Here is a 13,608-nt window from a genome sequence, read left to right as displayed (position 1 = left end):
TCCCGGATCGGGTCGCCCAGATCGACCGGCCTGCGGTCGCGATCCGCGGCCGGGATCAGCTGGACGATGACATTGACCCTGTTCTTGCCTAGGGATTGGCCGACATTGACGGTCGTATAAACCGACTACACCCCGGGGAATTCGGTCAGCGCGACCTCCAGTTTCTCCAGTCTGGCCGTCGTGTAATCCAGCGACGAGCCGACCGGTATCTCGGCCGTGATGGCGATGCGGCCATCATCAGCGGGGGCGACGAACTTGGTTCCGACCATCGACACCATGGCCAGGCGGCCGACGAAGGTCGGGATCGTCGCCAACAGCGTGATCAGCCGATGCCGCAGCACCCATGTGATGACGTGCCTGCAGGCCCAGACCATGCACTCGGATCGAAACGCTGAACCAGACCTCCGATGACGCCCCGTTTCTCGCCGGGCTGGGAATCCGGGTCATGCCAGACGTTTGACAGCATCGGGTCCAGCGTGAAGCTGACGAACAGAGATCATGATCGCCACCGATACGGTCATGCCGAACTGATAGAAGAACTGCCCCCACCCCGCTCATCAGGGCGACGGGCAGGAAGACGGCGACGATGGTGGCGGTGGTCGCGATGGGCAGGGTCAGAGCGGTGATGACCGTGCTGCGCCAGGAATTGAGGAACAGGAACATGATGTCGATGGCCAGCGCGGTCTGGCCGTCGCGGATCACGCGGGTCTCGGCAACCGAAGCGCTGGATGACCGGCTTGTCGAGCGCGGCAGGAAAACCCCCTTCCAGCGGCGAGGCGCGGTCGCGCACATGCTGCGCCGCCGCCAGCCGGTCGACCTTCAGCCTGAAGGTCGCGGTGACCACCGGCTGCCCCTCGCAAGGGGCCGAGTTCACCTTTTCCAGGCCGCATCGAATTCAGCGCCTCCTCGATCGTGCGCGAGATCTCGACCGTCTCCGGGGTCGTGCTTGCGGCAGCCACAGCCTCCCGAATACGACGAATGACAGCGCGGCCCCATCGCGGAGATGGGCTGACGATGCGCGGCGCGACGAGAATGAACCGCCGGTCAGGTGAAGCCATCCTGCCGCCGATCGGGACAGCCGATCGGCTGGCAAGGGCCGTGTCAAGCCCGCCTGACGGATGTCTCGGGCGCGGCCACCGGATGATCAGGCCATTTCCCTTATGCGCCCAACCTGCCAGATTGGCGCCATGACGCGACCTGTGTCCTTTCTGGAAAGCCCTGCAAGGCTGGCCCTTCTCGGGGCCGGGCTGCTTCTTCTGCTGCTGACGGCGATGGGCATCGCGCAGCACCGGGCGCTGAGTGCCGAACTGGCGCAGGAAACCGCCGTGCTGCATCGCCTCGCCTCGCAGCGTGCCGATCAGCATGACGCCCACCTGACCGCGCTTTCCGCGATTGCAGTGGCCAGCGACGACCCGGCGCAGCGGCTGTTTCTGGAGGTGGCGACGACGATCACCCGCTTTTATCCGCGCATCAGTGCCATTGCCCTGGTGCCGCTGCAACCGGGCGGCGTGGCGGCGGCGGGGACGGCATTGGACCCCCAGCTGACGGCACGGATCCGGGCGGCGGCCATTGCATCGGGGGGCGAGATCGCGCTTCTGCCCGATCCGGGCCGGGCCGGGCATTACGTCATGGTCAAGCGCAGCCCCAATTCCGATGCCGCGCGCCATGGCCTGATGCTGTCGATCGACGCCGCCCGGCTGCTGGACGAGGCCGGGACGTTCTGGGACCGGCCGGGCATCAACCTGGCCCTGTCGCTGCCGGATGGGACGGTGCTGTTCCAGCGCGGCGCGATCGACGGCACGGTGGACGGCGCGGTGGACGGCACCGGGCAGGCCAAGGCCCTGGGCAGCGCCTCGCAGCCCCTGCGGCTGGAGACGGACCGCAGCATCACCCCGGGCGACCTGTTCCCGCCGCTGCGCAGCGCGCTGATCCTGATGGCGGCCGCCGCGGCGGGTTTCGGCGCGCTGGCCTTTCTGCGCCAGCGGCGGCGCGCGGGCCAGGCGCTGGAGCAGGCACGGCTCAGCGCGCTCGATTCGCGCCTGGCCCATGCCGCGCGGGTCAATGCCCTGGGCGAGCTGGCCAGCGGCCTGACGCATGAGCTGACCCAGCCGCTGACCGCCATCCTGGCGCAGGCCCAGGCCGGGCGGCGGCTGCTGGCACGCGACGACCGCGACGGTCTGGCCCCGGTGCTGGACGATACCGTGACCCAGGCCCGCCGCGCCTCGGCCATCCTGCAGCGGTTCCGCAGCTGGTCGCGCCCGCAGGCGGCGCCGGTCCGGGCCTTCGATCTGCGCGACGCCCTGCGCAATGTCGCGGCGCTGCTGGCGGCGCAGGCCCAGGCGCAAAGGGTGGCGCTGAGCTTCGATCTGCCCGCCGATGCGGTCATGATCCGCGCCGATCCGGTCGAGATGGAACAGGTGGCGTTCAACCTGCTGCGCAACGCGCTCGAGGCCCTGCGGGACCGGGCCGGGGACGGGCAGATCCGCGTCACCCTCTGCCCCGAAGCGGGCAACGCCGTGCTGGAGATCCGCGACAACGGCCCCGGCATCCCGCCAGAGCTGCGGGCGCGGCTGTTCACCCCCTTCATGACCACCCGCCCGGACGGGACCGGGCTTGGCCTTACCCTCAGCCAGCGGCTGGTGGAACGCGCCGGGGGCGAGATCGCGCTGGAGCACGGCACAGAAGGCGCCAGCTTCCGCATCACCCTGCCGCTGGACCCGACCGGGGAAGGACCATGACCCATCCCGTCTACCTGGTCGATGACGATACGGCGGTGCGTCACGCGCTGAGCCTGCTTCTGTCCACCGTCGACATTCCGGTGACCGGCTTTGCCGATCCGCAGGCCTTCCTTGCCCGCCTGCCGCAGCTGCCGCCGGGCTGCCTGATCCTCGACATCCGGATGCCGGTGATCTCGGGGCTGAAATTGCAGGACAGGCTGGCGGATCTGGCGATCGACTGGCCGACCATCATCATGTCCGGCCATGGCGATATCGAGGCGTGCCGGCGTGCCTTTCGCAACGGGGCCATCGACTTCCTGTCCAAGCCTGTCGACGAGCAGGATCTGATCGACGCCATCCAGAAGGCGCAGTCCATCCTGGATCGCCAGCTGGACCGCCGGGCCGAGCTGGCCGAGACGCTGGCGCTGCTGTCCGCCCTGACCCCGCGCGAGGCCGAGATCCTGGAACGCATCGCCGCAGGCTTCACCACGCGGCAGATCGCCGAGGGGCTGGGCCTGTCGCCGCGCACGGTGGAAAGCCATCGCGCCGCGATCGGGGCAAAGCTGGGCACCACCTCGCAGGCCGAGATGACCCGGCTGTGGCTGGAGGGGCGCGCGGCTCCGTAGTTCTACGGAGGCGGCTGCAAGGGCTACGCATACCCGACCCGCGGCATCGGCGTTAGCGTCCCGTCATCATTCATGACAGGAGATCCCGATGATCCGCACCCCGCTGCTTGCCGCCGCCCTGCTGGCCCCCCTCGCCGCCGCCGCGCAGGATCTGCCGACGGCGCCCTACCTGCCGCTGGACCTGGCAGTCGAGGCCGCCGATGCCGCCCTCGGCGCCTGTGCCGCCGACGGCCACAACGTCAGCGTCGCCATCGTGGCGCGCGACGGTGCGACCAAGGTGATGCTGAAGGCCGATGGCTCGGGCCCGCATACCGGCGCCAGCGCGACGGGCAAGGCCTTCACCTCGGCCGCCATGGGCCGCGACACGGCCGGGCTGGCCGGGTTCATCGCCTCGGCGCCCGAGAATGCCGGCCTGCGCGACATGGATGCGCGGATGGTCATCCAGGCGGGCGGCCTGCCGATCCGCATCGGCGAGGCGCTGGTGGGAGGCATCGGCGTCGGCGGCGCGCCCTCGGGCGATCTCGACGCCGCTTGCGCCACCGCTGGCCTGACCGCCATCGGCGCGGCAGAGTAAGGTCGGGGCGTGGCCCTGCCGGGATGATATCGGCAGGGCCTGTCCCGTTCCCGACGTTTCCGATCCCTTGAAGATTGCCGGCCGGGGGATCTCCTCGCCGTCCGCTGGACCGCTTCAGACGAGCTGCACGACGGTATGCAACGGTCTCATGCCGTCCCCCAAGGGGAATACGGCATCGTGCCGCATGGCGTCGGAGCGACTGTTTTGGAAAACGTTCCGCGCGGAACAGGACGGGGCGGAACGCCGAGCCTGATCGCCATCGCGTGGGCCGCATGGCGGGGCGGCGGCAAGACGTGGATGGCACGCGCCATGGGCGACAGCGCCGGGATCACAATGAACGGCCGGGGACGCAAAGCCCCCCGGCCGCCGCAAGAACGCCGCTCAGGCGTCCAGCTTCTCGACTTTCGGCGCGGCCTTGGCGATCTCGATCCGGCGCGGCTTCAGCGCCTCGGGGATCTCGCGCACCAGGTCGATATGCAGCATGCCGTCGGCATGGCTGGCCCCCTCGACGCGGACGTGATCGGCCAGGGTGAACTTGCGCTCGAAGGCGCGGGTGGCGATGCCACGATGCAGATAGCTGCGCCCGTCCTCCTCCTCGGCCTTCCGGGCCGAGACGATCACGGCGCCGTCGCGGACCTCGACATTCAGGTCGGCGGCCGCGAATCCGGCCACGGCGATCGAGATGCGATAGGCATCCTCGCCGGTCTTCTCGATATTGTAGGGGGGATAGGTGGGCGCGGCGACATCGGCCGACAGGGCCCGGTCCATGACATCCGCCAGGCGGTCGAAGCCGACCGAGGCACGATAAAGCGGGGTCAGGTCAAAGTTGCGCATGGGTCACATCCTTTCAAAGCGATGTTGTCTTGCCCCCCGATGGGTCGGGCGGGCGATCCACCGGCGCCGTTGCGGCCGCCGGCGACATCGAATCTGGGAAGCCGGAATCCGGGTTTCAAGACCCCTCAGACCAGATCCGCCAGCGCCGGCGGACGCGGCCCGCCGGTGGCCCAGTCCAGCAGTTCGACCGTATGGACGACCGGCAGGCCGGTCCCGCCGCCGATCTGCATCATGCAGCCGATATTGCCCGCCGCGATGACCTGGGGGGCGACGGCTTCCAGCGTCGCGACCTTGCGGCGGCGCAGTTCCTCGGACAGTTCCGGCTGCAGCAGGTTGTAGGTCCCGGCCGAGCCGCAGCAGAGATGCGGGTCCGCGGGCTCCAGCACCTGGAAACCCGCCTGCGCCAGCAGCGCCTTGGGGGCGGTGCGGATCTGCTGGCCATGCTGCAGCGAGCAGGCGGAATGATAGGCCACCCGCGCCAGCCGGGGGGCCGCGCCGGTCTCGGGCAGGCCCAGGCCCTCCAGGAACTCGGTCACGTCGCGGGCCAGCGCCGCGACCCGCTGCGCATCCGCCTCGATCGGGTCGCCCGCGAACAGGTGGCCGTAATCCTTGATCGTGGTGCCGCAGCCCGAGGTATTGACGATCACCGCATCCAGCGGGCCCGCCGCCTCGCAGGCCAGCAGCCGGCGGATCGTGTCGCGGGCGCGGGCGGTCGCGTCCTCTTGCCGGCCCATATGCAGGGTCAGGGCGCCGCAGCAGCCGAAATCGTCGGGGATCACCACCTCGCAGCCCGCCCGGCGCAACAGCCGGATGGTCGCATCGTTGATATCGGTGTTCAACGCCCGCTGCGCGCAGCCGATCATCAGCGCCACCCGCGCCCGGCGCGGGCCTTCGGCCGGGAAGGTCTGGCCCATGTCGTTGCGGCTGACCGGCGGCAGGGAGCGCGGCGCCATGGCGATCATCGCCCGAAGCCGGGCATCCGGCATCAGCCGCGCGAAGGGCCGGGCGATCCTCGCGCCCAGCAGCGCCAGCCGGAAGCGGCGCGGATGGGGCACCAGCGCGGCCAGCAGCCGGCGCAGCAGCCGGTCGCGCCAGGGCCGGCGATAGGTCGCCTCGATATGGGCGCGGGCGTGATCGACCAGATGCGCGTAATGCACCCCCGAGGGGCAGGTGGTCATGCAGCTGAGGCAACTGAGGCAGCGGTCGATGTGCCGCACGGTCCTTTCGTCGGCCGGACGGCCCGATTCCAGCATCTCCTTGATCAGGTAGATGCGCCCGCGCGGGCTGTCCAGCTCGTCGCCCAGCACCTGGTAGGTCGGGCAGGTCGCGGTGCAGAAGCCGCAATGGACGCAGGCGCGCAGGATCCGGTTCGAGCGCGCGGTGGCCGGGTCCTGCAACTGTTCGGGGGTGAAGTTCGTCTGCATCTAGGGGGCCCCCTGGAAGATCCCGCGCGGGTCGAACCGGGCGCGCAGCCCGGCATCCAGCCGCGCGGCGACCGGGTCGGGGGCGGGCAGGATCGCGGGCTGCGCGCCGCGGATGCGGCGGGCATGGCCCGAAAAGCGCGGCAGTTGCGGCAATTCGCCCGCGGGCAGCGCGACATGGATCAGCGCGCCGCCCCAGTCCAGCGAGCAGGGTTCGGGAAGGGCGGCCAGGAGGGCGGCGGCCTGGCTGGGTCGGCAGATGATGCGCCAGAGGTCGGCCTGGGGATCATGGGTATTTGGGCAACGAAGAAGCGGCCAGGGATCGTCCTGGGCATCACCGGGATCGCCGAAGGGGGCGAGGGTCTTGCGCAGCGACTCGGCGCGGAGGCGGACCGAGCCTTCCAGCCCTTCGAGCCGGATCAGCGCGCCGCGGCCGGGCAGCCAGGCGGCGCCGCTGACGTCGAAGGGGCCGCCAAGCGCGGCGGTCAGGGCCGGGATCGCGGCGGCGGCGTCGCGGGCGGGCAGGCAGAGCGTCAGGCGGGATTGCGGGATCGGCGCGGTGCGGAAGGCCAGTTCGGTCAGCACCCCCAGCCGGCCGCGGCTGCCCGCCATCAGCTTGACCAGGTCATAGCCGGTGACGTTCTTCATCACCCGGCCGCCATTCCGGACGACATTGCCCTGCCCGTCGATGAAGCGCAGGCCGATCAGCGCATCCCGCGCCGCCCCCGCCTGCAGCCGGCGCGGCCCCGAGGCATTGGCCGCCGCCACCCCGCCGATGGTCGAGCCGGGGCTGGCGGGCGGCTCGAAGGCCAGCATCTGGCCCTCGGCGGCCAATATGTCGACGATGCTGGCCAGGGGCGTGCCGGCGGCGACCACCAGGGTCAGCGCCTCGGGCTCGTAGAGGGTGACGCCGGTCAGGCCGCGCGTGTCCAGCCGCGCGCCCTGCCCCTCGCCCGGTTCCAGCCGCGTGCCGCCGCCCGTCACCGAAAGCGGCGCGCGGGCGGAGCGGATCGCCTCGGCCAGGGCCGCCTCGCCGTCAGGCCGCATCGGCAGATCCCGCATCGCGCCGCGCCTCGCGGCGGCTGGCCGAGATGTCCAGCGGAAAGACCTTGGCCGCGTTCAGCAGCCAATGCGGGTCGAAGACGTCCTTGACGCGCATCTGCGCCTCCATGTCGATGGGCGTGAACTGGTCGTGCATCAGGTCGCGCTTCTCGATGCCGACGCCATGTTCGCCGGTCAGGCAGCCGCCGACCTTCACGCAGAGCCGCAGGATGTCGGCGCCGAAGGCCTCGGCCCGTTCCAGGTCGCCGGGCGCATTGGCGTCGTAGAGGATCAGCGGGTGCATGTTGCCGTCGCCGGCATGGAAGACATTGGCCACGCCCAGCCCGTATCGGCGCGACAGATCGCCGATCCCGGCCAGGACCTCGGGCAGGGCCGAGACCGGGATGGTGCCGTCGAGGCAGATATAGTCGCCAAGCTGGCCCATCGCCCCGAAGGCCGACTTGCGGCCCAGCCAGATGCGGCGCGATTCCTCCTCGCTGCGGCTTTCGCGGAATTCGACCGGGTGGAAGGACAGCGCGATCTCGCGGATCAGCGCCAGCTGCTCGTCGATCTCGGGCGGGGTGCCCTCGACCTCGACGATCAGCAGCGCCTCGCAATCGGGATAGCCGGCGCGGGCGTGATCCTCGGTCGCGCGGATGCAGGGGCGGTCCATGAACTCGATCGCCACGGGCAGGATGCCGGCGCGGATGATGGCGGCGACGCAGGCGCCCGCGACCTCGCTGGAATCGAAGGCGACGAGGACCGGGCGGGCGCCGGCGGGCTTGGGCAGGATGCGCAGCGTGGCCTCGGTCACGATGCCGAGCTGGCCCTCGGATCCGCAGACCACGCCCAGAAGATCGAACCCCGGCGCCTCGCCCATCGGGCCGCCCAGTTCCACGACGGTGCCGTCCATCAGCACCATCGTCACCCCCAGCAGGTTGTTGGTGGTGACGCCGTATTTCAGGCAATGCGCGCCGCCGGAATTCATGCCGATATTGCCGCCGATGGCGCAGGCCAGCTGGCTGGAGGGATCGGGCGCGTAGAAGAAGCCCAGCCCGTCCACCGCGCCCGAGACCGACAGGTTGGTGCGCCCGGCCTGGACCCGGACCAGCCGGTCCTCGGGGCTGATCTCCAGCACCTCGGTCAGGCGCGCCAGCCCGACCACCACCGCATCCGCCGTGGGCATCGAGCCGCCCGCCAGGCTGGTGCCCGCCCCGCGCGGCACCACCGGCACGCGCTCATCGTGGCACAGGCGCAGCACCGCCGCGACCTCGGCGGTCGAGCGCGGCAGCACCACCGCCATGGGCGGGCAGCGATAGGCCGCCAGCGCGTCGCATTCATAGGCCCGCGTCTCGGCGGGATCGTCGATCACCGCGCCGGGGGCGGCATCGCGAAGGGCGGCGACGATGGCATCCCGCCGCGCCAGGACGGCGGCGTCAGGTTCGGGCATCTCCATCGCAACTCCTCCTTCGCGATGCGCGTCTGGTCAGGACGGGACGGCGGCGATCATCCGGGCGATCTCGTCCTTCAGCTGGGCGCGGCGGCGGCGCAGCTGCTTCTCGGTATCGTCGCTGACCGGCCGGACAAGGGTTTCGGCCGCCGCCACCTCGTCGTTGACGCTGTCATATTCGTCCAGCAGGCGCGCGAAATGCGCGTTCGACAGCTTCAGGTCGTGAATGCGCGTCGCGTCATTCGGGAATTCTTCGTGAATGGCATGGGGTGCAGCCATGATAACCCTCCGTTACGCGCGCGTTCCTGAAACGAACCTAGAGGCGCGCAAGGGGGCTTTCAAGGCGCCGCCGCCGGTCATAGAACCATGGCATGAGCATCGATCTGCCCTTTTCCGTCACCCTCGGCCTGCCGGACGCGCTGGCGGTGCTGCTGCTGTTCGTCAGCTGGTACGCGATCGGCTGGGTGATCGAGCGCCCGCCGGCCGGCAAGCCCTCGGTCTCGGTGCTGATGACCCGCTTCCGCCGCGCCTGGATGGAGCATTTCATCACGCGCCAGCCGCGGATCTTCGACGCCAACATCCTGACGACGCTGCGCGAGGGCACCTCGTTCTTCGCCTCGGCCTGCATGATCGCGACCGGGGGCCTGCTGGCGCTGATCGGCAATGCGGACCGGCTGCGCGGGCTGGCCGAGGGGATCGAACTGGTCGAGGGCGCGGATGCGCTGATCCGGGCCAAGCTGCTGGTGACGATGTTCTTCGTCGTCAACGCCTTCCTGAAATTCGTCTGGGCGCACCGGCTGTTCGGCTATTGCGCGGTGATGATGGGCGCGGTGCCGAACGATCCCGGCCAGCCCGCCGCGATGGAGCGGGCCATGCAGGCGGCCGACCTGAACATCACCGCCGCCCGCAGCTTCAATGCCGGGCTGCGCAGCGTCTATTTCGCGCTGGGATCGCTTGGCTGGCTGGCGGGCACATGGACGCTGGTGCTGGGAACGCTGGTGGTGCTGTTCGTGACCTGGCGGCGCGAATTCGCCTCGACCTCGCGCCGGGTCATCCTGCGCAGTCTGCCGCCGCCGAAGCTGCCCGTTCCGACAGCACCGCCAGAGTCAGCACCACCGCCCCCACGGCGGTAAGCGCGATCCCGACCAGGCCGGGCGAGGACCAGCCCCAGCCCGCCGCCAGGGCCATGCCGGCCAGGAACGGCCCCAGCGCATTGGCGGCGTTGAAGGCGGCGTGGTTCATCGCGGCGGCCATGTTCTGGGCCGGGCCCGCGACATCCATCAGCCGGGTCTGCAGCGGGATCACCAGCCCCGCCCCCGCCGCCAGCAGGAACGAGGACAGCACCATCAGCACCCAGTCGCCGACCACCGCCGCGGCGAAGCCCTGGGTCAGCGCCATCAGCGCCAGGCTCAGATAGGCGGCGCGGGTGGTGCCGAGCGTCTCGGTGAAACGGCCCGCCGCCCAGGTGCCAAGCGTGCCGCCGACGCCGAAGACCGCCAGGGCCAGCGGGATCGCCCAGCCCGGCGCCTCGGTCGTGGCAAGGATCGCCGCGGTCAGGAAGGCATAGACCGAAAACAGCCCGCCGAAGCCGATCGCGCCCACCGCCAGCAGCCACAGCACGCGCGGATTGCGCAGCGCCTGCAGCTCGTCCCAGGGCCGCGCATCCGGGTTGCCGCCGACCCGCGGCGCCAGCCGCAGGATCGCCCAGGCCGAGGCCAGCGCCAGCACCCCCGGCAGCGCGAAGCCCCAGCGCCAGCCGATCCCCTGCCCCAGCGCGCCGGCCAGCGGCACGCCCGCGACATTGGCCAGCGTCAGGCCCAAGAGGACCTGCGCCGCGCCGCGCGCGCGTTTCTCTCGCGGCAGGGCATCGGCGGCGTAAAGCATCGCCACGCCAAGGAAACCGCCATGCGGCAGCCCGGCCAGGAAGCGCATCGTGGTCAGCGCCGCCAGTCCCGGCAGCAGGGCGGCCAAGAGGTTCATCACCCCGTAGAAGGCCATCAGCGCCGCCAGATAGCGCCGCCGCGGCAGCCGCGCGCCCAGGATCGAGGTCAGCGGCGCGCCGATCACCACCCCCAGCGCATAGGCGCTGATGACATGGCCGGCCTGCGGCTCGGTGATCGACAGGTCGGCGGCGAAATAGGGCAGAAGCCCCATCGCCGCGAATTCGGAAGTGCCGATGGCAAAGGCGCCGAGCGCCATCGCGAGGATGGCGTTGCGCGTGCTGCGGGGCTGGGTCATGGCTGCGCGTTCCCGTGGGTGTTCGCCCTAACATACGCTGCGCCGCAGCATAGGCAAGCGCCGCCGCGGACAACGCAGCCTTGCAGCAGCGTCAGAGCGTCCCGCGACGCAGCATCAGCCAGATCGCCGCCGCCCCGATCAGCAGCAGCCCCAGCACGACCGAGGCGGTGACATGCAGCGCCCGGTCCTGGAAGCGGCTGACCTCTCCCAGCGGGCGCAGATGGGCGGTCAGCGCGTGATGGGCGCGGCTGACGGCGCGCATGTCCTGCTGGCGCCCGACGCGGGGCTGGGCACAGAGCCGGTCGGCCTCGGCCAGGCGCTGCGCCTGCCGCCGCAGCCGCCCCGGCAGGGCGCCGCCGCGCCGGCGCAGCATCTCGTGCAAGGGGGGCTGCTCGCCTCGCCGGGCGCCGCCGAAACGCGCCGCCATCAGTTGCGCCACCTCGTCGGCCATGCGGCGGATATCGTCGATGGTCTTCGCTTGTTGCCTCATGGCGCGCAGGATAGACGGGTTGGCGCGGCTTAGCCAGCCGCCCTGATGCGGGGGAAGATGATGCTGAACCAAACCGTTACCGGCCGGGACGAGGGCCTGCCGATCCTTCTGGTGCACGGGCTCTACGGGCAGGGCCGCAATCTGGGCGCGGTCGCGCGCAGGCTGGCCGAAAACCGCCGCGTCGTCACGGTGGACCAGCGCAACCACGGCGACAGCCCGAACATGGAGCGGCACGACTATCCCGCCATGGCCGCGGACCTGGCCGAGGTGATCGAGGCGAATGGCGGACGCGCCGACCTGGCCGGGCACTCGATGGGCGGCAAGGCGGCGATGGTGCTGGCGCTGACGCGGCCGGAACTGGTGCGCAAGCTGGTGGTGATGGACATCGCGCCGATCGCCTATCAGCACGACCAGAGCCGCTATGTCGAGGCGATGGAGGCCATCGACCTCAAGGGCATCGATCGGCGCAGCGAGGCCGACCGGCGGCTGGCCGAACATGTCGGGGACAGCCGGCTGCGCGCCTTCCTGCTGCAATCGCTGGACCTGAAAAGCGATCCCGCGGCGTGGAAGCTGAACCTGCCGGTGCTGCGGCGCGAGATGGGCAAGATCACCGGCTGGCCCGAGGACCTGCCGCGCGGCAGCTTCGAAGGCCCGGCCCTGTTCATCAACGGCGCGCAGTCCGATTACGTCACCGCGGCGGGCGAGGCGGCGATTCGCGCCCATTTCCCGCAGGCGCGGCTGGTGACGCTGAAGGATGCCGGCCACTGGCTGCACGCCGACCAGCCCGAGGCGCTGGCCGAGACGCTGGCGGTCTTCCTGGGCGAGGGCTGAGGGGCCGGCCCATCAGCAGCGCCATCAGCAGCGCAGGTCGAAACGCGCGACGCCGGTATCGCCGGGAATGCGCGTCCAGAGGCTGCCGGGGATCACCGCGCAGCCCGTCACCGCCTCGGCCGCCCGCGCCATCAGTTCCGGCACCCGGTCGCGGTCGCGCCGGGACAGATAGCCCATGCGGATCACCTCGGCCTCGGTTGCCTGGTGAAAGACGGTGAAGGTGATGCCCTCCAGCGTGACCTGGCCGCGGCCCGCGCCCATCATGTCGGGCGAGGGCGAGGCGCAGCCCGCCAGAAACGAGAAGACGAACAGGATCAGGGGCACGCATCTGCACATGCCACCTTGATCGCAGAAAGGCGTTAAGGCGCGGTTAACGGGCGCGCGAAAAGATCAGCCGTCCTGCTGTTCTTCCAGCCGCTCGGCCAGGGCCTCGGCGCGGGCGGCAAGCTCGGCCATGGCCTCCTTCAGCTCGGCCGGGATCACCGGGACCTCGACCCGCTGCGGATTGGATTGCAGCCGCGCCAGGTGCCGCTCGGCCCGCTCGGCGCGTTCCTCGGTCGAGGCGAAGCGGTCGGCCAGCATCAGCCCCGCCAGCAGCAGCAGGCGCGGCTCGGGCACCCGGCCCGCCTGCGCCAGGATCGCCTGCGCCTCGGCATCCAGGACCTGCGCGGCGCGCTTCAGCAGCTTTTCCTCGCCGTCCTGCGCGGAAAGGCTGTATTCCTTGTGCCCGATCGTGAATTCGACTTCGGCCATCTACCTGCCCTCTTCCTTCACCTGATCCGCGCCATCCTCGGGCAGCCCGGCCTCGTCGCCCATCACCTCGGGCTGGACCGCCTCCGCGGCCGGACCCGGATGGCCGGTGCCCATGTAATGCTCAAGCTCGGCCATGATCTCGCCCAGCTGGGCGATCTCGGCGGCGCGGGCGGCGCGCAGGGCGCCGATCTCGGCCTCCAGCGCCCGGTGCACGCCGTCGCCGTCCAGGTCGGGCGCAGCATCGATCAGGGCGCGATTGGCCGCCGCCAGTTCCTCGTTTGCGCGGGCAAGACCGGCCAGCTGATCGTTGGCGGCATCCAGCCGCGCCTGCAGGTCGGCCAGCCGGGCACCGTCCTCGGCGGCCTCGGCGGGGGCGGGCCGATGGCCGCGCCCGGCCTCGAGGATCTGGTCGATACGATCAAGCGCGGCGCTGAGCCGGCGTTCGCTGGCGGAGATGTCGCTCATCACGTCGGTCCTTTGGTGGCGTCAGTGACGGTTTTGGCATTGCCTGCGCGATAAGACAAGAACGGGCGGGCTCTGCCCGCCCGTTCAGTTGTCTGCCCGGGGATGTTCAGGCGAGTTCCCGCCTTTCGCCGATCAGCCCCTTGACGATGGCCCAGCAGGCGCCCAGCA

General features: G+C 70.7%; 17 protein-coding genes. 5 read left to right on the top strand and 12 right to left on the bottom strand.

All coding sequences use genetic code 11. The annotated features are described in order from the left end of the window. Positions 1-125 precede the first annotated feature (125 nt). Complete coding sequence (locus C9E82_RS24855) at positions 126-341, bottom strand: efflux RND transporter permease subunit (RefSeq protein ID WP_240643542.1); 216 nt, start codon at positions 339-341, stop codon at positions 126-128. Further along, positions 238-792 (bottom strand): efflux RND transporter permease subunit, encoded by a 555-nt coding sequence (locus C9E82_RS25110; RefSeq protein WP_240643544.1) that lies wholly within the window; start codon positions 790-792, stop codon positions 238-240. The genes C9E82_RS24855 and C9E82_RS25110 overlap by 104 nt, the downstream gene beginning before the upstream one ends. Positions 793-1,187: 395 nt before the next feature. Here C9E82_RS25110 and C9E82_RS19000 point away from each other — a divergent pair, with 395 nt between their 5' ends. The 3 genes from C9E82_RS19000 to C9E82_RS18990 all read left to right on the top strand — a co-directional run bounded on the left by C9E82_RS19000 (position 1,188) and on the right by C9E82_RS18990 (position 3,917). Beyond that, complete coding sequence (locus tag C9E82_RS19000) at positions 1,188-2,738, top strand: sensor histidine kinase (protein WP_240643539.1); 1,551 nt, start codon at positions 1,188-1,190, stop codon at positions 2,736-2,738. Then, the gene (locus tag C9E82_RS18995; RefSeq protein WP_119898208.1) at positions 2,735-3,343 is read left to right on the top strand and encodes a response regulator transcription factor; all 609 of its coding nucleotides are present in this window, start codon (positions 2,735-2,737) and stop codon (positions 3,341-3,343) included. The genes C9E82_RS19000 and C9E82_RS18995 overlap by 4 nt, the downstream gene beginning before the upstream one ends. 88 nt (positions 3,344-3,431) lie before the next feature. After that, positions 3,432-3,917 (top strand): GlcG/HbpS family heme-binding protein, encoded by a 486-nt coding sequence (locus tag C9E82_RS18990; protein ID WP_119898207.1) that lies wholly within the window; start codon positions 3,432-3,434, stop codon positions 3,915-3,917. Positions 3,918-4,298: 381 nt separating this feature from the next. On the opposite strand, the gene C9E82_RS18985 is transcribed toward C9E82_RS18990, so the two are convergent. From C9E82_RS18985 to C9E82_RS18965, 5 genes are all read right to left on the bottom strand, one after another. Beyond that, entirely contained in the window at positions 4,299-4,751 is a 453-nt protein-coding gene (locus C9E82_RS18985; protein WP_119898206.1) for an Hsp20 family protein, read from the bottom strand. A gap of 125 nt (positions 4,752-4,876) precedes the next feature. Further along, entirely contained in the window at positions 4,877-6,175 is a 1,299-nt protein-coding gene (glcF, locus tag C9E82_RS18980) for a glycolate oxidase subunit GlcF (RefSeq protein ID WP_119898205.1), read from the bottom strand. After that, entirely contained in the window at positions 6,176-7,219 is a 1,044-nt protein-coding gene (locus C9E82_RS18975; RefSeq protein WP_119898230.1) for an FAD-binding protein, read from the bottom strand. It lies immediately after the preceding gene. Then, complete coding sequence (locus C9E82_RS18970; RefSeq protein ID WP_119898204.1) at positions 7,209-8,669, bottom strand: FAD-linked oxidase C-terminal domain-containing protein; 1,461 nt, start codon at positions 8,667-8,669, stop codon at positions 7,209-7,211. Before C9E82_RS18970 ends, C9E82_RS18975 begins: the two co-directional genes overlap by 11 nt. A 30-nt stretch (positions 8,670-8,699) precedes the next feature. Next, positions 8,700-8,942 (bottom strand): YdcH family protein, encoded by a 243-nt coding sequence (locus C9E82_RS18965; protein WP_205962166.1) that lies wholly within the window; start codon positions 8,940-8,942, stop codon positions 8,700-8,702. Positions 8,943-9,034: 92 nt separating this feature from the next. Between C9E82_RS18965 and C9E82_RS18960 the strand changes: the two genes are divergently transcribed. Then, complete coding sequence (locus C9E82_RS18960; protein ID WP_119898202.1) at positions 9,035-9,796, top strand: DUF599 domain-containing protein; 762 nt, start codon at positions 9,035-9,037, stop codon at positions 9,794-9,796. Here C9E82_RS18960 and C9E82_RS18955 read toward each other — a convergent pair. Both C9E82_RS18955 and C9E82_RS18950 read right to left on the bottom strand, forming a co-directional pair. After that, a complete protein-coding gene (locus C9E82_RS18955) occupies positions 9,714-10,901 on the bottom strand; it encodes an MFS transporter (protein ID WP_119898201.1) in 1,188 nt (395 codons plus the stop codon). The two genes, C9E82_RS18960 and C9E82_RS18955, sit on opposite strands and share 83 nt — an antisense overlap. Positions 10,902-10,992: 91 nt before the next feature. Next, positions 10,993-11,391 (bottom strand): hypothetical protein, encoded by a 399-nt coding sequence (locus C9E82_RS18950; protein WP_119898200.1) that lies wholly within the window; start codon positions 11,389-11,391, stop codon positions 10,993-10,995. 60 nt (positions 11,392-11,451) lie between these two features. Here C9E82_RS18950 and C9E82_RS18945 point away from each other — a divergent pair, with 60 nt between their 5' ends. Next, positions 11,452-12,222, top strand: a complete 771-nt coding sequence (locus tag C9E82_RS18945) for an alpha/beta fold hydrolase (protein ID WP_170162076.1) — start codon at positions 11,452-11,454, stop codon at positions 12,220-12,222. A gap of 24 nt (positions 12,223-12,246) precedes the next feature. Here C9E82_RS18945 and C9E82_RS18940 read toward each other — a convergent pair whose 3' ends face one another. The 3 genes from C9E82_RS18940 to C9E82_RS18930 form a co-directional block, all read right to left on the bottom strand. Further along, positions 12,247-12,546, bottom strand: a complete 300-nt coding sequence (locus tag C9E82_RS18940) for a hypothetical protein (RefSeq protein WP_240643538.1) — start codon at positions 12,544-12,546, stop codon at positions 12,247-12,249. Between the two features lie 66 nt (positions 12,547-12,612). Further along, positions 12,613-12,975, bottom strand: a complete 363-nt coding sequence (zapA, locus tag C9E82_RS18935) for a cell division protein ZapA (RefSeq protein WP_119898198.1) — start codon at positions 12,973-12,975, stop codon at positions 12,613-12,615. Further along, positions 12,976-13,440, bottom strand: a complete 465-nt coding sequence (locus C9E82_RS18930) for a hypothetical protein (protein ID WP_183154118.1) — start codon at positions 13,438-13,440, stop codon at positions 12,976-12,978. Positions 13,441-13,608: the final 168 nt, after the last annotated feature.

The sequence above is a fragment of the Paracoccus sigandri genome (assembly GCF_003709565.1).
GTDB classification, from domain to species: domain Bacteria; phylum Pseudomonadota; class Alphaproteobacteria; order Rhodobacterales; family Rhodobacteraceae; genus Paracoccus; species Paracoccus siganidrum.
The sequence above is the reverse complement of the archived record's forward strand: the minus strand, read 5'-3'. Positions and strand labels throughout refer to the sequence as shown.

Coding starts and splice junctions, on each gene's coding strand:
- C9E82_RS25110 (WP_240643544.1), bottom strand. CDS start 792: ATGTGCGCGACCGCGCCTCGCCGCTGGAAGGGGGTTTTCCTGCCGCGC.
- C9E82_RS18930 (WP_183154118.1), bottom strand. CDS start 13,440: ATGAGCGACATCTCCGCCAGCGAACGCCGGCTCAGCGCCGCGCTTGAT.
- C9E82_RS18995 (WP_119898208.1), top strand. CDS start 2,735: ATGACCCATCCCGTCTACCTGGTCGATGACGATACGGCGGTGCGTCAC.
- C9E82_RS18965 (WP_205962166.1), bottom strand. CDS start 8,942: ATGGCTGCACCCCATGCCATTCACGAAGAATTCCCGAATGACGCGACG.
- C9E82_RS18990 (WP_119898207.1), top strand. CDS start 3,432: ATGATCCGCACCCCGCTGCTTGCCGCCGCCCTGCTGGCCCCCCTCGCC.
- C9E82_RS18985 (WP_119898206.1), bottom strand. CDS start 4,751: ATGCGCAACTTTGACCTGACCCCGCTTTATCGTGCCTCGGTCGGCTTC.
- glcF (WP_119898205.1), bottom strand. CDS start 6,175: ATGCAGACGAACTTCACCCCCGAACAGTTGCAGGACCCGGCCACCGCG.
- zapA (WP_119898198.1), bottom strand. CDS start 12,975: ATGGCCGAAGTCGAATTCACGATCGGGCACAAGGAATACAGCCTTTCC.
- C9E82_RS18945 (WP_170162076.1), top strand. CDS start 11,452: ATGCTGAACCAAACCGTTACCGGCCGGGACGAGGGCCTGCCGATCCTT.
- C9E82_RS18960 (WP_119898202.1), top strand. CDS start 9,035: ATGAGCATCGATCTGCCCTTTTCCGTCACCCTCGGCCTGCCGGACGCG.
- C9E82_RS18950 (WP_119898200.1), bottom strand. CDS start 11,391: ATGAGGCAACAAGCGAAGACCATCGACGATATCCGCCGCATGGCCGAC.
- C9E82_RS18975 (WP_119898230.1), bottom strand. CDS start 7,219: ATGCGGCCTGACGGCGAGGCGGCCCTGGCCGAGGCGATCCGCTCCGCC.
- C9E82_RS18970 (WP_119898204.1), bottom strand. CDS start 8,669: ATGGAGATGCCCGAACCTGACGCCGCCGTCCTGGCGCGGCGGGATGCC.
- C9E82_RS19000 (WP_240643539.1), top strand. CDS start 1,188: ATGACGCGACCTGTGTCCTTTCTGGAAAGCCCTGCAAGGCTGGCCCTT.
- C9E82_RS18955 (WP_119898201.1), bottom strand. CDS start 10,901: ATGACCCAGCCCCGCAGCACGCGCAACGCCATCCTCGCGATGGCGCTC.